This window comes from Guptibacillus hwajinpoensis, from assembly GCF_001039475.1.
GTDB classification, from domain to species: Bacteria; Bacillota; Bacilli; order Bacillales; family Guptibacillaceae; genus Guptibacillus; species Guptibacillus hwajinpoensis.
Genome location: NZ_LELK01000011.1, coordinates 14173 through 34833 on the forward strand (window position 1 = coordinate 14173; position 20661 = coordinate 34833).

General features: G+C 42.6%; 21 protein-coding genes and 1 other annotated feature. All 21 genes read left to right on the plus strand.

All coding sequences use genetic code 11. The annotated features are described in order from the left end of the window. The 21 genes from AB986_RS19390 to rplC all read left to right on the plus strand — a co-directional run bounded on the left by AB986_RS19390 (position 1) and on the right by rplC (position 20660). Positions 1 to 420 carry a Mini-ribonuclease 3 gene (locus AB986_RS19390; protein WP_048313302.1) on the plus strand — a complete coding sequence of 140 codons (420 nt, stop codon included), beginning with the start codon at positions 1 to 3 and terminating at the stop codon, positions 418 to 420. Beyond that, entirely contained in the window at positions 413 to 1159 is a 747-nt protein-coding gene (rlmB, locus tag AB986_RS19395) for a 23S rRNA (guanosine(2251)-2'-O)-methyltransferase RlmB (protein ID WP_048313303.1), read from the plus strand. The genes AB986_RS19390 and rlmB overlap by 8 nt, the downstream gene beginning before the upstream one ends. A 3-nt stretch (positions 1160 to 1162) precedes the next feature. Continuing rightward, positions 1163 to 1672, plus strand: a complete 510-nt coding sequence (locus AB986_RS19400; RefSeq protein ID WP_048313304.1) for an NYN domain-containing protein — start codon at positions 1163 to 1165, stop codon at positions 1670 to 1672. 115 nt (positions 1673 to 1787) lie between these two features. Further along, entirely contained in the window at positions 1788 to 2438 is a 651-nt protein-coding gene (gene sigH, locus AB986_RS19405; protein ID WP_048313364.1) for an RNA polymerase sporulation sigma factor SigH, read from the plus strand. A 254-nt stretch (positions 2439 to 2692) separates the two neighbouring features. Continuing rightward, positions 2693 to 2842: a 50S ribosomal protein L33 gene (rpmG, locus tag AB986_RS21930; protein WP_084006666.1), complete on the plus strand. Its 150-nt coding sequence runs from the start codon at positions 2693 to 2695 to the stop codon at positions 2840 to 2842. A gap of 91 nt (positions 2843 to 2933) precedes the next feature. After that, positions 2934 to 3128 (plus strand): preprotein translocase subunit SecE, encoded by a 195-nt coding sequence (gene secE, locus AB986_RS19410; RefSeq protein WP_048313306.1) that lies wholly within the window; start codon positions 2934 to 2936, stop codon positions 3126 to 3128. Between the two features lie 79 nt (positions 3129 to 3207). Beyond that, positions 3208 to 3741 (plus strand): transcription termination/antitermination protein NusG, encoded by a 534-nt coding sequence (gene nusG / locus AB986_RS19415; RefSeq protein ID WP_048313308.1) that lies wholly within the window; start codon positions 3208 to 3210, stop codon positions 3739 to 3741. 147 nt (positions 3742 to 3888) lie between these two features. Then, positions 3889 to 4314 carry a 50S ribosomal protein L11 gene (gene rplK, locus AB986_RS19420; RefSeq protein ID WP_048313309.1) on the plus strand — a complete coding sequence of 142 codons (426 nt, stop codon included), beginning with the start codon at positions 3889 to 3891 and terminating at the stop codon, positions 4312 to 4314. Between the two features lie 139 nt (positions 4315 to 4453). Next, entirely contained in the window at positions 4454 to 5146 is a 693-nt protein-coding gene (gene rplA / locus AB986_RS19425) for a 50S ribosomal protein L1 (protein ID WP_048313310.1), read from the plus strand. Between the two features lie 58 nt (positions 5147 to 5204). Continuing rightward, positions 5205 to 5340: a sequence feature (ribosomal protein L10 leader region), on the plus strand. A gap of 44 nt (positions 5341 to 5384) precedes the next feature. Then, on the plus strand, positions 5385 to 5885 hold the full coding sequence (gene rplJ / locus AB986_RS19430; protein WP_048313311.1) for a 50S ribosomal protein L10: 501 nt from the start codon (positions 5385 to 5387) through the stop codon (positions 5883 to 5885). A 54-nt stretch (positions 5886 to 5939) separates the two neighbouring features. Next, on the plus strand, positions 5940 to 6302 hold the full coding sequence (rplL, locus tag AB986_RS19435; RefSeq protein WP_048313312.1) for a 50S ribosomal protein L7/L12: 363 nt from the start codon (positions 5940 to 5942) through the stop codon (positions 6300 to 6302). 129 nt (positions 6303 to 6431) lie between these two features. Further along, positions 6432 to 7031: a class I SAM-dependent methyltransferase gene (locus tag AB986_RS19440; protein WP_048313313.1), complete on the plus strand. Its 600-nt coding sequence runs from the start codon at positions 6432 to 6434 to the stop codon at positions 7029 to 7031. A gap of 260 nt (positions 7032 to 7291) precedes the next feature. Next, positions 7292 to 10834 (plus strand): DNA-directed RNA polymerase subunit beta, encoded by a 3543-nt coding sequence (rpoB, locus tag AB986_RS19445; RefSeq protein WP_048313314.1) that lies wholly within the window; start codon positions 7292 to 7294, stop codon positions 10832 to 10834. A 35-nt stretch (positions 10835 to 10869) separates the two neighbouring features. Next, a complete protein-coding gene (gene rpoC / locus AB986_RS19450; protein WP_048313315.1) occupies positions 10870 to 14490 on the plus strand; it encodes a DNA-directed RNA polymerase subunit beta' in 3621 nt (1206 codons plus the stop codon). An 85-nt stretch (positions 14491 to 14575) separates the two neighbouring features. After that, the gene (locus tag AB986_RS19455) at positions 14576 to 14824 is read left to right on the plus strand and encodes a 50S ribosomal protein L7ae-like protein (RefSeq protein WP_048313316.1); all 249 of its coding nucleotides are present in this window, start codon (positions 14576 to 14578) and stop codon (positions 14822 to 14824) included. 113 nt (positions 14825 to 14937) lie between these two features. Next, a complete protein-coding gene (gene rpsL, locus AB986_RS19460) occupies positions 14938 to 15360 on the plus strand; it encodes a 30S ribosomal protein S12 (protein WP_048313317.1) in 423 nt (140 codons plus the stop codon). 40 nt (positions 15361 to 15400) lie between these two features. Continuing rightward, positions 15401 to 15871, plus strand: a complete 471-nt coding sequence (rpsG, locus tag AB986_RS19465; RefSeq protein ID WP_048313318.1) for a 30S ribosomal protein S7 — start codon at positions 15401 to 15403, stop codon at positions 15869 to 15871. Between the two features lie 46 nt (positions 15872 to 15917). Continuing rightward, positions 15918 to 17996, plus strand: a complete 2079-nt coding sequence (fusA, locus tag AB986_RS19470; RefSeq protein ID WP_048313319.1) for an elongation factor G — start codon at positions 15918 to 15920, stop codon at positions 17994 to 17996. Positions 17997 to 18102: 106 nt separating this feature from the next. Then, entirely contained in the window at positions 18103 to 19293 is a 1191-nt protein-coding gene (tuf, locus tag AB986_RS19475; RefSeq protein ID WP_048313320.1) for an elongation factor Tu, read from the plus strand. A gap of 375 nt (positions 19294 to 19668) precedes the next feature. Next, positions 19669 to 19977, plus strand: a complete 309-nt coding sequence (gene rpsJ, locus AB986_RS19480) for a 30S ribosomal protein S10 (RefSeq protein WP_048313321.1) — start codon at positions 19669 to 19671, stop codon at positions 19975 to 19977. Positions 19978 to 20024: 47 nt separating this feature from the next. Further along, positions 20025 to 20660 (plus strand): 50S ribosomal protein L3, encoded by a 636-nt coding sequence (gene rplC / locus AB986_RS19485; RefSeq protein ID WP_048313322.1) that lies wholly within the window; start codon positions 20025 to 20027, stop codon positions 20658 to 20660. Position 20661: the final 1 nt, after the last annotated feature.

The window sequence follows — 20661 nt, forward strand, 5'->3', positions numbered from 1 at the left end:
ATGAAGGAATTGGATGTGAAACAACTAAATTCTCTGGCGCTTGCGTATATGGGGGATTCAGTAATTGAAATCAATGTTAGGAAACGACTTCTTTTGCTGGGCCATATTCGACCGAACCAGCTACATCGCACAGCAACGAAGTACGTTTCTGCAAAAGCTCAGGCAGCGTTTCTACACCAGGTCCTTAACCAAGGAGTACTTTCTGAAGAAGAAGCGGGTGTAGTACGGAGAGGGCGTAACGCCAAATCAGGTACAGTGCCGAAGAATACAAGTGTTAGTACGTATAAATACTCAACGGCTCTTGAAGCCTTGTTTGGCTATCACTACTTACAGGGAAATGAAGAGAGAGTAGATGAATTATTAGAAGACCTATACAAATTCGTAGAAGAACCAAAGAAAGAAGTGAAGTCTGATGGATAAAGAATTTATTGTTGGGCGTAATGCTGTACTTGAAGCCTTACGCTCAGGTCATGAAATTAATAAAATTTGGATTAACGAAGGTTCACAGAAAGGACCACTGCAAAACCTTATTCAAAAAGCAAAAGAACAAAATGTTCTTGTACAATTCGTTCCAAAACGTAAACTTGAACAATTGTCAGGTGAAAGTAACCACCAGGGAGTCGTTGCGTCTATCGCTGCCTATGAATATGCCGATCTAGAGGATCTGTTTAAAAAGGCAGAAGACTCGGGACAACCTCCTTTATTTCTCATTCTTGATGAAATCGAAGATCCACATAATTTAGGGTCTATTCTAAGAACGGCCGACTCAGCTGGTGCACACGGTGTTATTATTCCAAAGCGAAGAGCGGTAGGATTAACATCTACTGTAGCAAAATCCTCTACAGGTGCAATTGAATACATTCCTGTTGCGCGTGTAACAAATCTTGCACGAACAATGGATGAACTGAAAGAGCGAGGAATCTGGTTTGTAGGTACGGATGCACAAGGCGGTCAGGATTATAGAGAAGCTGATTATGATATGGGAATAGGACTTGTTATTGGTAGCGAGGGAAAAGGAATGGGTCGACTTATTAAAGACAAATGCGACTTTCTTGTTAGTCTTCCAATGGCAGGTAAGGTTACATCACTGAATGCATCTGTAGCTGCCGGGTTAATGATGTATGAGGTTTATCGTCAACGTCATCCTCTGGGGGAGTAAATTATGGACGTGCTGTTAGTTGATGGGTATAACATCATAGGGGCCTGGACTGAGTTAAGGTCACTAAAAGAGAAAGATTTCAGTAAAGCCCGAGAACTCCTTATTGAGAAGATGGCTGAATACCAGGCATATACAGGTTATCAGGTGATCGTCGTTTTTGACGCTCACCTCTCACATGGGATAGAGAAGCGTCATAGCCAGTACCGAGTGGAAGTTATTTACACAAGGGAAAACGAAACAGCGGATGAACGAATTGAAAAAATGGCTCGAGAGCTTAAAGGGATTCGGACTCAAATTCACGTTGCTACTTCTGATTATACTGAGCAATGGGCGATCTTTGGACAGGGAGCGTTAAGGAAATCTGCACGGGAGCTGTATAATGAAATGCAGCGGATTGAAAAGGGAATCGAAAAAAGAGTAGATACCGAGAATCGTAAGAATCGCTCATCAGGCCTGTATTTATCAGAGGAAGTTAGCGAAATATTTGAAAAATGGCGAAGAGGTGGAAAATAGTAGGTTGACGATTTTTCGACACGTACTGTATAATATTTCTATATAGCGTACTGGTCGGGGGGAACGCATATTGAGCACAGTAGACCTCAAAGAAACCACGGTAGATCAAGAACAACTGACAGTAGACCAAAGACACCTGGAACACGTAGCATTTGATCAACTTGATGATGAATTGCTCGTCATCATGGTACATGAAGGTCACAGCAGAGCGTTGGAACATTTAATTACGAAGTATAAAAATTTCGTGCGCGCTAAGGCTAGGTCGTATTTTCTTATTGGAGCAGACCGAGAAGACATCATTCAAGAAGGGATGATTGGTCTCTACAAAGCTATACGTGATTTTAGAGGAGACAAGTTCTCATCTTTTAAAGCGTTTGCCGAACTGTGTATCACCCGGCAGATGATTACAGCTATTAAAACCGCTACGAGACAAAAGCATATCCCGCTCAATTCTTACGTATCGCTTGATAAGCCTATTTACGATGAAGAATCTGACCGGACATTACTAGACGTCATTTGCGGCACAAAAGTTACTGATCCTGAGGAATTAATCATTAATCAGGAAGAATTTGATGATATCGAACTTAAAATGTCTGAAATTTTAAGCGATTTAGAAAGAAAAGTTCTTATGCTTTATCTTGATGGACGTTCTTATCAGGAAATTTCGGTTGATTTAAATCGTCACGTAAAGTCGATTGACAATGCTTTACAGCGTGTGAAACGAAAGCTTGAGAGATATCTTGAGCTACGAGAAGTCAGCCTTTGATAGGGACAAGCTTATAATAGGTTTTTAAAAAAGGCAGGGGATCTCCCCTGTTTTTTCTTTGTGGTGCCTTTGGAGGCTTTATTGACACGCTGAAACACGCTGTGATAAAGTGATAAAAGTAAGAATGTCAAACTTTTTGTCAGGTTTGTAGGAACGTCACAGTGTCGCTGAGCGTTTTTTTATTTTGGTCTTTTTTAGTTTAGAAGAGCTTTAAATACAAACTTCACAACTGCGCGGCTTAGGAAGGTGTCATTATGCGTAAAAAAGCAGTACTAGCATGTGTTCAATGCAACAGCCGAAACTATACAACTATGAAAAACTCACAGACAAGCCCGGCCCGCATCGAAGTTAAAAAGTATTGCAAATACTGCGATGCCCATACGACGCATCGCGAAACAAAGTAATGCCTCAAAGGGTTCGTTTGCCGCGGGGCAAACAGCATCAAAATAGATTCTCGGGGGAGTTTTCCGCCAGATTAATTGGGGGTAGCAAGTAATGGCAAGTATTGTTCAACGTTCTGGTAAGTTCTTTCGTAATGTCGCAAGTGAAATGAAGCGGGTGAGCTGGCCTACACGTAAAGAATTAACTCGCTATACGATCGTAACTGTTACGACAGTTATTTTAATAGCGGTGTTCTTTGCGCTAATTGACCAGGGTATTTCCTCGTTAATCCGCCTCATTTTAGGATAATTCGTTATAAAAAATCATTCTCAAGGTTAGAATGAGAGAGTAAATGAGCTGGGGAGGGAAGGACAACAGTCCTGCATATATGGAAAAAAGATGGTATGTTGTTCATACGTACTCGGGGTATGAAAACAAAGTAAAAACCAACCTTGAAAAAAGGGTTGAAACAATGGGCATGACAGACAAGATCTTTCGTGTACTCGTCCCGGTAGAAGAAGAAACAGAAATCAAGAATGGTAAGAAAAAGACAGTTATGAAGAAAGTCTTTCCTGGCTATGTTATTACCGAGATGGTCATGACGGACGATTCTTGGTATGTTGTGCGCAACACGCCTGGCGTAACTGGATTCGTAGGATCTAGTGGTGCTGGATCTAAACCTACTGCTTTGCTTCCTGAAGAAGTAGAATCACTTCTTAAGCAAATGGGAATGGAGCAACCAAAAGCAGACGTGGACTTCGAACTGAAAGAGAAAGTTAAAGTTAAAGAAGGACCATTTGCAGACTTTGTAGGTTCTGTTGAAGGTATTGATACTGACAAAGGTAAAGTGAAAGTGCACGTTAATATGTTCGGCAGAGAGACGCCTGTTGAGCTTAATTTCGGGCAGGTTGAGAAGTTCTAATAGAAAAGTCCTTGCTTAACTTTTCGATTAATGATAGAATTTTAATGTTTCATGAGTCTCATACTAATCGAGACATTCAATTGATATAGAAGGTGGGAGGGTGTAAACACCCAAATACCACATCACGGACTTAAGGAGGTGTGTCGCGTGGCTAAAAAGGTAATCAAGGTTGTTAAATTGCAAATCCCGGCTGGGAAGGCAAATCCTGCACCACCAGTAGGACCTGCACTAGGTCAAGCTGGAGTTAACATTATGGGATTCTGTAAAGAGTTTAATGCTCGTACTTCTGACCAAGCTGGTATGATCATCCCAGTAGAAATTACGGTTTTTGAAGACCGTTCATTTACATTTATCACTAAAACTCCACCAGCTGCAGTTCTTCTTAAGAAAGCAGCAGGTATCGAGTCAGGTTCTGGTGAACCAAACCGCAACAAAGTTGCGACTGTGAAGCGTGATAAAGTGCGTGAAATCGCTGAAACAAAAATGCCAGACCTTAACGCAGCGAATGTAGATTCTGCAATGCGTATGGTTGAAGGTACTGCACGTAGCATGGGAATTACGATCGAAGACTAATGTTACACAAGCCGTTGCGATTAAAAGGGATTCCTGCCTGTTGTTTACAGGTTCGCAACTTTTATTATGATGTCGATCATTTGGCGTCATAAATAGTGGGAGGTTAATCCGCTAAACCACATTCAAGGAGGAACACAAAATGGCAAAAAGAGGTAAAAGATACCAGGAGGCTGCCAAGTTAGTTGAACGTACAACTTTCTATGAGCCTCAAGAAGCAGTTGAACTTGTGAAAAAGACTTCTGTAGGAAACTTTGATGGAACAGTTGAAGCAGCAATTCGTCTTGGAGTAGACCCTAAGAAAAACGACCAGCAAGTTCGTGGCGCGGTTGTACTTCCAAACGGAACTGGTAAAACTCAACGCGTTCTTGTTTTCGCAAAAGGCGAAAAAGCGAAAGAAGCTGAAGCAGCAGGCGCTGACTATGTTGGAGAAGCTGATTACATCGCTAAAATCAACGAAGGTTGGTTTGACTTTGACGTAATCGTTGCAACTCCAGATATGATGGGTGAAGTTGGTAAGCTTGGTCGTGTACTAGGACCAAAAGGCTTAATGCCAAACCCGAAAACTGGAACAGTTACTTTCGATGTTGAAAAAGCTGTTAACGAAATCAAAGCTGGTAAAGTAGAGTACCGTGTTGATCGTGCTGGTAACGTCCACGCACCGATCGGTAAGGTATCTTTCGAAGCTGACAAGCTTGTAGAAAACTTGAACACACTTGTGGAGACACTTGTGAAAGTTAAGCCTGCAGCCGCAAAAGGCACGTACCTTAAAAACATCTCGGTTACATCTACAATGGGACCTGGTGTTAAAGTTAACGCATCAACTTACCGCTAATTAAATTAGCTGTTGACATTTGCGTAGCTATTGAATATACTTGTGAATGTTGTTTGATAAATTAATACTTTCTGTACCGTAGACAGCAGGAGTGCTCTTGCACTTAATATCCTGCCGAGGTGTGAAGTGATTCGATACGTATGTAATCGTTAAGCCTTCATGTCTTCGGATGTGAAGGCTTTTTATATGACCTCATATTCCAGGGCGGTATAGATACATTTCTTTAGGAGGTGGAACTATGAGCAGTATAGTTGAACAGAAGAAGCAACTAGTTACAGAAATCGCAGACAAACTACGTGATAGCCAATCAACAATCTTTGTTGATTACCGTGGACTTGATGTTTCTGAAGTAACTGAGCTTCGTAAGCAATTGCGTGATGCAAACGTTGAGTTCCGTGTTTACAAGAACACAATGACTCGCCGCGCAGCAGAAGAGCTTGAACTTACTGATTTGAATGAACACCTTGTCGGACCTACGGCAATCGCGTTCAGCAATGAAGATGTTGTTGCTCCTGCTAAAATCTTGAACAACTTCGCTAAAAATCACGAAGCTCTTGAAATCAAGACTGGTGTAATTGAAGGCGGCGTTGTATCAGTAGAAAAGATCAAAGAACTTGCGGATCTACCAAACCGCGAAGGACTACTTTCTATGTTGCTATCTGTGCTACAAGCACCGATGCGCAATATGGCACTTGCTACAAAAGCTGTGGCTGATCAAAAGGAAGAACAAGGCGCGTAACATTACCGTCTATCAATTGGTATAAATAAAACAAAAATTAAGGAGGATTTACTCATGGGTAACGAGCAAATCATTGAAGCAATCAAAGAAATGACAGTTCTTGAGCTTAACGACCTAGTTAAAGCAATCGAAGAAGAATTTGGTGTAACTGCAGCAGCTCCAGTAGCAGCAGCAGGTGGCGCAGCAGAAGGTGCTGCTGAAGAGCAGACTGAATTTGATGTAGTTCTTGAAAGTGCTGGAAGCAGCAAGATCAAGGTTATCAAAGTAGTTCGCGAAATCACTGGTCTTGGCTTGAAAGAAGCTAAAGAACTAGTTGACGGCGCTCCAAGCTCTATCAAAGAAGGTATTGCTAAAGAAGAAGCTGAAGAGCTTAAAGGCAAGCTTGAAGAAGTTGGCGCAGTAGTAGAAGTTAAGTAATTGATTGTCTGAAACAAAAGCTCGCTTTTAAAAGCGAGCTTTTTGTTATTGGGCGCTACTATTTTTGGTTATGATAAAATAGTAGGAATGGATAGGCTTTTAGAAATGGCGATGAAAAGAGGGAAAGCAATGGGAGAACATTATTATACGAAGAATCCAAGTGTGAAAAGTGATCGGAATCGTATCGCTGAAGAGTTGCGCGGCAGCCGTTTTCAATTCACGACTGATTCTGGTGTTTTTTCAAAGAAAGAAGTCGATTTTGGGAGTAAGCTCCTTATCGAAACATTTGAAGAGCCTGAGATTGAAGGGGATATTGTAGATGTTGGATGTGGCTATGGCCCAATCGGCATATCGCTTGCTTCTGAATTTTCAAATCGTCGTTTTTATTTGCTGGATGTTAATGAGCGTGCGACTGAGCTTGCCATGAACAACGCGATTAAGAATGGTGTAAACAATCTTAGTGTTATGGCGAGTGATCAATTGAGTGCAGTGAAGGACAAAACCTTTGCTTCAGTCGTTACAAATCCTCCTATACGCGCGGGTAAGCAAGTTGTTCATGGGATTCTAGAAGAAGCCCACCACGTTCTAGAAAAAGGTGGTACACTCTGGGTTGTAATTCAAAAGAAACAGGGAGCGCCATCCGCTATCAATAAGCTAGAAGAAATGTTTCAGCATGTTGAAACCGTCGTGAAAAAGAAAGGATACTATATTCTAAAAGCAGTCAAGTAATTTATTAAATTATCCTTTGACTTCATAGACGGGCTATGCTAATATAATATAATGCCAATGATGGATTTTCCAGGCCTTTTTCCTATTATTATGGAGAGAGGTATAAAATACCGTCGTCTGGAAAAACTAATATAATCGCTTATAGTTAAGGGGAAATTTTTATTTATGCCCTTTTTCTTTTTTTGTCCAACGATAGATTCTGTATACCAGAACTGTTTGGATAAAGAAAATAAATACGCTGGATTTGAGGGGTGAATCATTTGACAGGCCAACTAGTTCAGTATGGACGCCACCGCCAAAGAAGAAGCTACGCGCGAATCAAAGAAGTGTTGGATTTGCCAAATCTAATTGAGATTCAAACGGCTTCTTATCAATGGTTTCTTGATGAGGGTTTACGAGAAATGTTCCAGGATATTTCTCCAATCGAAGATTTCACAGGTAATCTTGTGCTGGAATTTATTGATTACAGCCTTGGTGAACCTAAGTATCCCGTTGAAGAGACCAAAGAGCGAGATGTAACATATTCTGCACCTTTACGTGTGAAAGTACGCCTGATCAACAAAGAGACAGGTGAAGTAAAGGAACAAGAAGTGTTCATGGGTGACTTCCCATTGATGACTGAAACAGGTACTTTTATTATTAATGGGGCAGAACGTGTCATCGTATCTCAGCTCGTGCGTTCTCCGAGTGTCTATTATAGTAAAAAGATCGACAAGAACGGCAAAAAGGGATATACAGCTACTGTCATTCCAAACCGAGGAGCATGGCTGGAATTTGAAACTGATGCCAAAGATATTGTCTACGTACGAATTGATCGTACTAGAAAGCTACCAATTACGGTGCTGCTCAGAGCGTTAGGGTTTGGGTCTGATCAAGAAATCATAGATCTCCTAGGTGAAGATGAATATCTTCGCAATACCCTGGAAAAAGACAACACGGACGGCACAGAAAAAGCGCTTCTAGAAATCTATGAACGCTTACGTCCTGGCGAGCCTCCGACTGTCGACAACGCTAAAAGCTTACTTGATTCCCGCTTTTTTGATCCGAAGCGCTATGATCTTGCTAACGTGGGTCGTTACAAGATTAACAAGAAGCTTCATATTAAAAACCGTCTATTCAATCAACGTCTTGCTGAAACGCTCGTTGATCCTGAAACAGGCGAAGTGATTGCAGAAGAGGGCGCGATTCTTGACCGCCGTCTACTTGATCGTATTCTTCCTGCACTTGAGACAAACGTTGGTTTTAAAGACGTTGAACCTCACGGTGGAGTGATTGAAGATGAATCAATAGGCTTGCAATCAATTAAAGTTTACGCTCCTGATGATCCAGAAGGAGAAAGAGTTATTAATGTGATTGGAAATGGTGGAGTTGAAACAGGAGTGAAGAACATCACACCTGGCGACATTATTTCTTCTATTAACTACTTCTTTAACTTACTACATCAGGTTGGTAACACAGATGATATTGATCACCTTGGTAACCGTCGACTTCGTTCGGTTGGTGAGCTACTTCAGAATCAATTCCGTATTGGTCTTTCCCGTATGGAACGTGTGGTTCGTGAACGTATGTCTATTCAGGATACGAACGTAATTACGCCACAGGCGCTAATTAACATCCGTCCTGTTATTGCATCCATCAAAGAGTTCTTCGGTAGCTCTCAATTGTCTCAGTTCATGGATCAGACGAACCCGCTTGCTGAATTAACGCATAAGCGTCGTCTATCTGCACTAGGACCTGGTGGTTTAACACGTGAACGTGCTGGATTTGAAGTTCGTGACGTACATTACTCCCACTATGGAAGAATGTGCCCGATCGAAACACCAGAGGGTCCGAACATTGGGCTAATTAACTCGCTTTCTTCTTATGCACGGGTTAATATCTTTGGCTTTATTGAAACACCTTACCGCAGAGTAGACCCTGAAACAGGTAAAGTGACGGAGTTTATTGACTACCTAACTGCCGATGAACAGGACAACTATGTTGTGGCACAGGCAAACGCGAAGCTAAATGACGATGGTTCATTCCAGGACGAAGATATTGTTGCTCGTTTCCGTGATGAGAACATTATCATTGCTCGTGAAAAGATTGATTACATGGACGTATCCCCGAAACAGGTTGTTTCTGCTGCAACGGCTTGTATCCCGTTCCTTGAGAATGATGACTCCAACCGTGCGCTAATGGGAGCGAACATGCAGCGTCAAGCTGTACCTTTGATGGTTCCTGAAGCACCAATTGTCGGTACTGGTATGGAACACGTTAACGGAAAAGATTCCGGAGCTGCTGTTATTTGTAAGCACGAAGGAATTGTTGAATTTGCATCTGCTGCAGAAATCCGTGTGCGCCGTGTATCTGTCATAGATGGTGAGGAAGTTAAAGGCGACCTTGACCGCTACAAACTGCTTAAATTTATTCGTTCCAACCAAGGAACGTGTTATAACCAAAAGCCTATTGTTTCTGAAGGTGACCGCGTTGTAAAAGGAGAGATCCTTGGAGACGGTCCATCAATGGAAAAAGGTGAAATGGCACTCGGTCGTAACGTTCTTGTCGGATTTATGACATGGGAAGGTTACAACTACGAGGATGCTATTATTATGAGCGAACGTCTCGTAAAAGATGACGTTTATACCTCAATTCATATTGAAGAGTACGAATCAGAAGCACGCGACACTAAGCTTGGACCTGAAGAGATCACGCGTGATATTCCAAACGTTGGGGAAGACGCACTGCGTAATCTCGATGAACGCGGAATCATTCGCATGGGTGCTGAAGTAAAAGATGGAGATATTCTTGTTGGTAAAGTTACTCCTAAGGGTGTAACAGAACTAACGGCTGAAGAACGTCTACTTCATGCAATCTTTGGAGAAAAAGCTCGTGAAGTTCGCGATACATCTCTCCGTGTACCTCACGGCGGCGATGGAATTGTACTAGATGTGAAGATCTTCAACCGTGAAGACGGCGATGAGCTTCCTCCGGGAGTAAATCAACTTGTACGTGTTTACATTGTACAGAAGCGTAAGATACATGAAGGAGATAAGATGGCAGGTCGTCACGGTAACAAAGGTGTTATCTCAAGGATTCTTCCTGAAGAAGATATGCCATATTTACCTGATGGTACGCCAATCGATATCATGTTGAACCCACTAGGTGTTCCTTCTCGTATGAACATTGGACAGGTACTAGAGCTGCATATCGGTATGGCTGCACGCGCACTTGGTATTCACGTAGCAACACCAGTATTTGATGGAGCACGTGAAGAAGATGTGTGGGAAACACTTGAAGAAGCAGGTATGCCACGTGATGGTAAAACTGTTCTATACGATGGTCGTTCGGGTGAACCATTCGACAACCGTATTTCTGTCGGTGTTATGTATATGATTAAACTTGCTCACATGGTTGATGACAAACTTCACGCGCGTTCTACTGGGCCATATTCACTTGTTACCCAGCAACCGCTTGGTGGTAAAGCACAATTCGGTGGACAGCGTTTCGGTGAGATGGAAGTTTGGGCACTTGAAGCATATGGTGCAGCATACACCCTTCAAGAGATTCTGACTGTTAAGTCGGATGATGTTGTTGGACGTGTTAAGACTTACGAAGCAATCGTAAAAGGTGAAAATGTACCTGAGCCTGGTATTCCAGAATCGTTTAAAGTTCTAATCAAAGAGTTGCAATCACTTGGTATGGACGTGAAAATGCTAGCAAGTGATGAGCAAGAGATTGAAATGAAAGAGTTAGACGATGAAGAAGAACAATCCAGTGAGAAATTGAACTTGAATGTTGGGTCAAATCAGGCGAGTGAGTAAGGGTTAAAGCTGAATTCTAAAGGGAGGTAGGCCCCTTGATAGATGTCAATAAATTTGAGTATATGAAAATCGGTCTGGCGTCACCGGATAAAATCCGCTCTTGGTCAAGAGGAGAAGTTAAAAAGCCAGAAACCATTAACTACCGTACCTTAAAGCCAGAGAAAGATGGTCTTTTCTGTGAGCGTATCTTCGGACCTACAAAAGACTGGGAATGTCATTGTGGGAAATACAAACGTATCCGTTATAAAGGTGTCGTTTGTGATCGCTGCGGAGTTGAAGTAACGCGTGCGAAAGTACGTCGTGAGAGAATGGGGCACATAGAGCTTGCTGCTCCTGTCTCTCACATCTGGTACTTTAAAGGCATTCCAAGCCGTATGGGACTTGTTCTTGACATGTCTCCACGTGCACTTGAAGAAGTGATTTATTTTGCTTCTTACGTTGTAACTGAAGCTGGTGATACACCGCTTGAGAAGAAACAACTTCTTTCTGAGAAAGAGTACCGCGCGTACCGTGAAAAGTATGGCAAAACTTTCTCAGCAGAAATGGGCGCGGAAGCAATCCGCAAACTATTGTTTGATATCGACCTTGATAAAGAAGTTGATATCCTGAAGGAAGAGCTTAAAACAGCACAAGGTCAACGAAGAACTCGTGCGATTAAGCGACTTGAAGTACTAGAGGCATTCCGTGGGTCAGGCAATAATCCGTCATGGATGATTCTTGATGTTCTTCCTGTTATTCCTCCAGAGCTTCGTCCAATGGTACAGCTTGATGGTGGTCGATTTGCGACATCAGATTTAAACGATCTGTATCGCCGTGTAATCAACCGTAACAATCGTCTGAAGCGTCTTTTAGACCTTGGTGCACCAAGCATTATCGTACAAAACGAAAAACGCATGCTTCAGGAAGCTGTCGATGCCCTTATTGATAATGGTCGTCGTGGTCGTCCTGTAACAGGTCCGGGTAACCGTCCATTGAAGTCCCTTTCTCATATGTTGAAAGGTAAGCAAGGACGTTTCCGCCAGAACCTACTAGGTAAGCGTGTTGACTATTCAGGTCGTTCCGTTATCGTCGTTGGACCTCACTTGAAGATGTATCAGTGTGGACTGCCGAAAGAAATGGCGCTTGAATTGTTCAAACCTTTTGTTATGAAAGAGCTTGTATCAAAAGGTCTTGCACACAACATTAAGAGTGCAAAACGTAAAGTAGAAAAAGTTCATCCTGAAGTTTGGGACGTATTGGAAAACGTGATTAAAGAACATCCAGTTCTATTAAACCGTGCACCAACACTTCACAGACTTGGTATTCAGGCATTTGAACCGATTCTAGTTGAAGGACGCGCAATTCGTCTTCACCCACTCGTATGTACAGCATATAACGCTGACTTTGATGGTGACCAAATGGCCGTTCACGTACCGCTTTCTGCAGAAGCACAAGCAGAAGCACGTATCTTAATGCTTGCAGCACAGAACATCCTTAACCCGAAAGATGGTAAGCCAGTTGTTACACCATCACAGGATATGGTTTTAGGTAACTACTACCTAACTATGGAACGTGAAGGAGCAATCGGTGAGGGTTCTGTATTTAAAGATACTAACGAAGCATTAATCGCGTATCAGAATGGATATGCACATTTACATTCTCGTGTAGCGATTCCTGCAGCTTCATTAAATAAATCTGCTTTCACTGAAGAGCAGAACAAGCAATTGCTTGTAACAACTGTTGGTAAGTTGATTTTCAACGAAATCCTTCCGGAGTCGTTCCCTTATATCAATGAACCGACAACTACGAACCTTGAAATTGCGACACCAGAGAATTATTTCCTTCCTCACGGCGTGAATGTGAAAGAGGAAATTGCTCAGCGCGAATTAATCTCACCATTTAAGAAGGGTATTCTTGGTAAGATCATCGCAGAGGTGTTCAAACGTTTCAAAGTTACAGAAACATCCAGAATGCTTGACCGCATGAAGGATCTAGGCTTTAAGTACTCTACTAAAGCTGGTATTACTGTTGGTGTTGCTGACGTTGTGGTACTTGCTGAGAAACAAGAGATTGTACAAGAAGCTGAAGAAAAAGTTGAAAAAGTTCTTAAACAATTCCGTCGTGGTCTCATTACGGATGACGAACGTTACGACCGTGTTATCGCAATTTGGAGTAGTGCAAAAGATCGCATCCAAGAAAAACTAATGACTCGTCTAGAAAAAGATAACCCAATCTTTATGATGAGTGATTCAGGTGCTCGAGGTAACGCATCTAACTTTACTCAACTTGCTGGTATGCGTGGATTGATGGCTAACCCATCTGGACAGATTATCGAACTTCCGATCAAGTCCAGCTTCCGTGAAGGTCTAACGGTTCTTGAGTACTTTATTTCTACTCACGGTGCTCGTAAAGGTCTTGCTGATACGGCACTTAAAACAGCTGACTCAGGTTATCTTACTCGTCGTCTTGTTGACGTGGCACAAGATGTCATCGTTCGTGAAGACGATTGTGGAACAGATAGAGGCCTTGAAGTTAGTGCAATTAAAAACGGTAATGAGTTAATTGAAGGATTGTATGACCGTCTTGTAGGCCGTGTCGCATTCAAGAAGGTTAGACACCCTGAAACAAACGAAGTACTCGTTGATAAAAACAACCTAATCACTGAAGACATCGCTACTGATATTGTAGAAGCTGGTATTGAGGATGTTTATATCCGTTCTGCATTTACATGTAGCACGAGTCACGGTGTATGTAAGAAATGTTACGGACGTAACCTGGCTACAGGTACTCGCGTAGAAGTTGGTGAAGCAGTTGGAATCATCGCTGCTCAATCAATCGGTGAACCGGGTACTCAGTTAACAATGCGTACATTCCACACTGGTGGGGTTGCCGGAGATGATATTACTCAAGGTCTTCCTCGTATCCAGGAGCTATTTGAAGCACGTAACCCTAAAGGTCAGGCTGTTATTTCTGAACTTGACGGTAAAGTGATCGATTTAGCTGAAGTGAAAGAAAAGAAAGAGATCGTTGTTCAGGGTGAAACCGAAACAAGGAATTATCCTGTCCCTTACGGCGCTCGTCTTAAAATTGTTGTGGGTGAAGAAGTTAAGGCTGGTCAAGCCCTTACAGAAGGTTCGATCGACCCTAAACAACTGCTCACAATTAGTGGCATTGACGGTGTACAAGAGTATCTCCTAGCTGAAGTACAAAAAGTATACCGGATGCAGGGTGTTGAAATTGGTGATAAGCACGTTGAAGTTATGGTTCGTCAAATGATGCGTAAAATCCGCGTTATTGATGCGGGCGATACAGAAGTGTTGCCAGGATCCCTTATCGACATTCATCAGTTTAAAGGAGTTAACCGTAAAGTTCTTAGACAGGGCGGTCTTCCTGCTACAGGACGTCCAGTACTTCTTGGTATTACAAAAGCATCTCTTGAAACTGAATCCTTCCTTTCTGCAGCATCCTTCCAGGAAACAACTCGTGTCCTAACTGATGCAGCAATTAAAGGTAAGCGTGATGAACTACTTGGTCTTAAGGAAAACGTAATTATTGGTAAACTTGTTCCGGCAGGTACTGGTATGCAGCGTTACCGCAGGATCAATGTAGCAGGTGAAGCACAAGAGGCAGAACAGCTTTTAGAAGAAGAAGAAAGTGCTTTGGTTAGTCAAGAATAAACAGGGAAGTGTTGACATCGGGAGTGCAGGGTGATATTATATCCAAGGTGCTCCCGATAATCCTGTTACTTTGGAGGATATGTTCTTGTCTTATGAAAAAGTATCACAGGCAGAAGAATTAATTATCGGGACGAAACAAACTCTAAAGGCCCTCCAGATTGGGGAAGCGAAGGAAGTTTTCATCGCTGACGATGCTGATCGCAGGGTAACTTCTAAAGTTGTTGCACTCGCCGAAGAAAAAAGCATTCCTGTACACCGAGTTGATTCTATGAAGAAACTGGGTAAGGCTTGCGGCATCGAAGTAGGCGCAGCAACAGTTACGATAAAAGCATAACCGTTTTTGCCGGGCGAGGCATGCCCTGCCAGGCAAAAACTTTCCTTTTATCTATACATGAACCACCTGGATGTGTGGGCTTGCTTATTAACGAAAGAGGGGAGGAAAACAAAATGCCAACTATTAACCAACTTGTTCGCAAGGGACGTGTTTCTAAAACAAAGAAATCCGATTCTCCAGCATTGAACAAAGGATATAATAGCTTCAAAAAGTCTCATACAGACCTTTCATCTCCACAAAAACGTGGTGTGTGTACTCGTGTAGGTACGATGACTCCTAAGAAGCCGAACTCCGCATTGCGTAAATACGCACGTGTTCGTCTTACTAACGGAATTGAAGTAACTGCTTATATTCCTGGTATCGGGCACAACCTTCAAGAGCACAGTGTTGTTCTTATCCGTGGAGGACGTGTTAAGGATTTACCAGGTGTACGCTACCACATCGTTCGTGGTGCGCTTGATACTGCAGGTGTTAACGACCGCAGACAAGGCCGCTCTAAATACGGTACTAAGAGACCGAAAGAAGCTAAGAAATAATAGCTTACAATTTAACTAAAAAATGAAAGGGGGTTAACCCATGCCACGTAAAGGTCCAGTAGAACGTCGTGACGTATTACCAGATCCAATTTACAAATCCAAGCTAGTTACTCGCCTGATCAACCGCCTTATGGTAGATGGTCAGAAAGGTAAAGCTCAACAAGTGCTATACAAAGCATTTGATCTTGTACAAGAACGCACAAACACAGAGGCTATGGAAGTATTTGACCAAGCGTTGAAGAACGTTATGCCAGTACTTGAAGTACGCGCTCGTCGTGTTGGTGGTGCTAACTACCAGGTGCCGGTTGAAGTTCGTCCAGAACGTCGTACAACTCTAGGTCTTCGCTACCTTGTAAACTATTCCCGTCTTCGCGGTGAAAAGACTATGGTAGAAAGACTTGCTAACGAAATTATGGATGCAGCTAACAACACAGGTGCTTCTGTTAAGAAGCGTGAAGAACAGCACAAAATGGCTGAAGCAAACAAAGCATTTGCTCACTATCGCTGGTAATCAACAAACAACCCAAATCCCTTTATAAAAGGAAGGAGAAATACTAATGGCAAGAGAATTCTCCTTAAGAGATACACGTAATATCGGTATCATGGCTCACATCGATGCTGGTAAAACAACAACTACTGAGCGTATTCTTTTCTATTCAGGGCGTATCCACAAGATCGGTGAAACTCACGAAGGTGGTTCACAGATGGACTGGATGGAGCAGGAGCAGGAGCGTGGAATCACGATTACTTCTGCTGCTACCACAGCCCAGTGGAAAGACCACCGTGTTAACATCATTGACACGCCTGGTCACGTAGACTTCACAGTAGAAGTTGAACGTTCATTGCGTGTATTGGATGGAGCAGTTGCGGTACTTGATGCACAATCTGGTGTTGAGCCGCAAACAGAAACTGTTTGGCGTCAGGCTACAAACTACGGAGTGCCTCGTATCGTATTCATTAACAAAATGGATAAGCTCGGAGCAGACTTCATTTACTCCACAGGTACACTAACTGATCGTTTACAAGCTAATGCGCACCCTATTCAGCTTCCAATCGGTGCTGAAGATGACTTTGAAGGAATCATTGATCTAATCACAATGGAAGCTTTCTATTACCTTGATGATCTTGGTTCTCGTACTGAATCACGCGAAATTCCTGCTGAATACAAGGAACAAGCTGAAGAGTACCGTACTAAGTTAGTTGAAGCAGTAGCAGAGCTTGAAGAAGATCTTATGATGAAATACCTTGAAGGTGAAGAACTTACAGAAGATGAAATCAAAGCTGCAATCCGTAAAGGTACTTGTAACGTTGAATTCTATCCTGTATTATGTGGTTCTGCATTTAAGAACAAAGGCGTTCAGCTAGTTCTTGATGCTGTACTAGACTACCTACCTTCTCCACTAGATGTACCTGCAATCAAAGGTCATCTTAAAGATTCTGAAGAAGAAGTAATTCGTACTGCTGACGATAATGGTCCTTTCTCTGCACTTGCATTTAAAGTAATGACAGACCCTTACGTTGGTAAGCTTACATTCTTCCGTGTTTACTCAGGAACGCTTTCTGCTGGTTCTTATGTTAAGAACTCAACGAAAGATAAGCGTGAACGTGTAGGACGTATCCTTCAGATGCACGCTAACTCTCGTGAAGAAATCTCTACTGTATATGCAGGGGATATCGCAGCGGCAGTTGGTTTGAAAGATACATCGACTGGTGACACTCTATGTGATGAAAAGGATACTGTTATCCTTGAGTCTATGGACTTCCCAGATCCGGTTATCTCAGTAGCAATCGAGCCTAAAACTAAGAGTGACCAGGACAAGATGTCTGTAGCTCTAGCTAAGCTTGCTGAAGAGGATCCAACATTCAAAACTGAAACAAACGAAGAGACTGGTCAAACGATTATCTCAGGAATGGGTGAACTTCACCTTGATATCATCGTAGACCGCCTGCGTCGTGAGTTTAAAGTTGAAGCAACTGTTGGTGCACCTCAGGTTGCATACCGTGAATCTATCCGTAAAGCTGGTAAGGTTGAAGGTAAATTCGTACGTCAGTCTGGTGGTCGTGGACAATTCGGACACGTATGGGTTGAATTCGAGCCGAACGAAGAAGGCGCTGGATTCGAATTTGAAAACAAAATTGTTGGTGGTGTAGTTCCACGTGAATACATCCCTGCAGTTGAAGCTGGACTACGCGATTCAATGGCTAATGGTCTGCTTGCAGGCTATCCACTAATCGACGTAAAAGCTCGCCTTGTTGATGGATCTTACCATGACGTTGACTCAAACGAAATGGCATTTAAGATCGCTGCATCTATGGCTTTGAAAAAAGCTAAGACAGTTTGTGACCCTGCTCTTCTTGAGCCTATGATGAAAGTTGAAGTTGTAGTGCCAGAAGAATACATGGGCGACATCATGGGTGATGTAACGAGTCGTCGTGGACGCGTTGAAGGTATGACAGCTCGCGGTAACGCTCAAGTTGTTAATGCATTCGTTCCACTTTCAGAAATGTTTGGTTATGCGACTACACTTCGCTCACGTACTCAAGGTCGTGGTACTTATACCATGACATTTGATCACTACGAGCAAGTTCCTAAATCAATCTCTGAAGAAATCATTAAAAAAGCTACAGGCGAATAATTGTAGCGTAGAAACATTTGTTGTAATCTAAGATAGGCGAGATTGATAAATTCATACGCCTATCTTGGCATAGATAATTTCAACGTAATTAAAGGAGGAAACACTAATGTCTAAAGAAAAATTCGACCGCTCCAAGCCCCACGTTAACATTGGTACAGTTGGACACGTTGACCATGGTAAAACTACACTAACAGCTGCGATCACTTCAGTGCTTCACAAGCGTTCAGGTAGCGGTACTGCTATGGCTTACGACCAAATCGATGGTGCTCCTGAAGAGCGCGAACGTGGAATCACAATCTCAACTGCACACGTTGAGTACGAAACTGAAAACCGTCACTATGCACACGTTGACTGCCCAGGTCACGCTGACTATGTTAAAAACATGATCACTGGTGCTGCACAAATGGACGGAGGAATCCTAGTAGTTTCTGCTGCTGACGGTCCAATGCCACAAACTCGTGAGCACATCCTTCTTTCTCGTCAAGTTGGTGTACCTACTCTTGTTGTATTCTTGAACAAGTGTGACATGGTTGACGACGAAGAACTACTTGAACTAGTTGAAATGGAAGTTCGTGATCTTCTTTCTGAATACGACTTCGATGGCGACGATGTTCCTGTAATTAAAGGTTCTGCTCTTAAAGCTCTTGAAGGCGACGAAGAGTACGAAGCTAAAATCTTTGAACTTATGGACGCTGTTGATGAGTTCATCCCAACTCCAACACGTGACACAGACAAGCCATTCATGATGCCAGTTGAGGACGTATTCTCAATCACTGGTCGTGGTACAGTAGCAACTGGTCGTGTTGAGCGTGGACAAATCAAAGTCGGTGACGAAGTTGAAATCCTTGGTCTTGCTGAAGAGAACAAGAAAACAACTGTTACTGGTGTTGAAATGTTCCGTAAGCTTCTTGACTATGCTGAAGCTGGCGACAACATTGGTGCACTTCTTCGCGGTGTTTCCCGCGACGACATTCAGCGTGGACAAGTTCTTGTTAAGCCAGGAACTGTAAAAGCTCACACTAAATTCCAAGCTGAAGTTTACGTTCTTTCTAAAGAAGAGGGTGGACGTCACACTCCATTCTTCGCTAACTACCGTCCTCAGTTCTACTTCCGTACAACTGACGTAACTGGTACAATTGCACTTCCAGAAGGCGTTGAAATGGTTATGCCTGGAGACAACATCGAAATGACAGTTGAACTAATCGCTCCAATCGCTATCGAAGATGGAACGAAGTTCTCTATCCGTGAAGGTGGACGTACTGTAGGCGCAGGCGTTGTAGCAACAATCACTGAGTAATCTCTATGATTATCCAAAACACCCGGATTTTTCCGGGTGTTTTTTATTTGGAATTTATGTTACATTGGGTAAATGAGTTCGAATCAGTTCGATCGTAACCACCAACGGATTAGTGAATAGTCTGAAATTGCTTTTAGGCCTTGCATTTTATGGCTCAGGCCGTTATACTATTAAAAGTGTGCGATCGACATACTTTTTACTCGGACCAGATGTTGCATTTAGGCTCTGGGTTTAGTATAATAAGAATGTTGGTCATAAACAGCGATGATGTGGAAGGTTGCTGACACACCCGGCCCCTTTGCCATGGCGAGTGTGTTGGGTTTATTTTCACGGAGAACTGTCTATAACAATATGGGCGATAAAGGAGGGGAAATAATGGCAAAGCAAAAGATTCGTATTCGTTTAAAAGCATATGATCACCGTATTCTAGATCAGTCTGCTGAGAAAATTGTAGAAACAGCAAAACGTTCAGGTGCGCAAGTATCCGGACCAATCCCGTTGCCGACGGAAAAATCTGTTTACACAATTCTACGTGCGGTACACAAGTACAAAGATGCTCGTGAGCAGTTTGAAATGCGTACGCATAAGCGTCTAATTGACATCATCGAGCCTACACCACAAACGGTTGACTCGTTAATGCGTTTAGACCTACCGTCTGGCGTTGACATTGAAATTAAACTTTAATAGAACGCTAAATAAATTATTTTAAAAACAATTAGGAGGTGTGACGAATGACCAAAGGAATCTTAGGAAGAAAAGTAGGCATGACACAAGTCTTTGCTGACAACGGAGATATTATCCCGGTAACTGTTATTGAAGCAGAACCTAACGTTGTCCTTCAAAAGAAAGTTGTTGATACAGATGGATACGAAGCAATTCAAGTTGGATTTGCTGACAAGAAGAAATCTCGTTTCAACAAGCCTGAAGAAGGCCATGCTACAAAAGCGAGCACAACACCTAAGCGCTTCGTGAAAGAAATTCGTAACGCAGAAGGTAGTTACGAAATTGGTCAGGAAGTCAAGGTTGATATCTTTAACGAAGGTGACGTAGTTGATGTAACTGGTACGTCTAAAGGGAAAGGTTTCCAAGGTGCAATAAAGCGCCATAACCAATCTCGCGGACCAATGACTCACGGTTCTCGTTACCACCGTCGTCCAGGTTCAATGGGACCTATCGATCCAATGCGCGTAATGAAAGGTAAACTTCTACCTGGTCGCATGGGTGGCGAACGTACAACTGTACAAAACCTAGAAATCGTTAAAGTTGATGTAGAACGTAATGTTCTTCTAGTAAAAGGTAACGTACCTGGAGCTAAGAAAAGCTACGTAACTATACAAAGCGCGGTTAAAGCAAAAGAAGCTAAGTAAG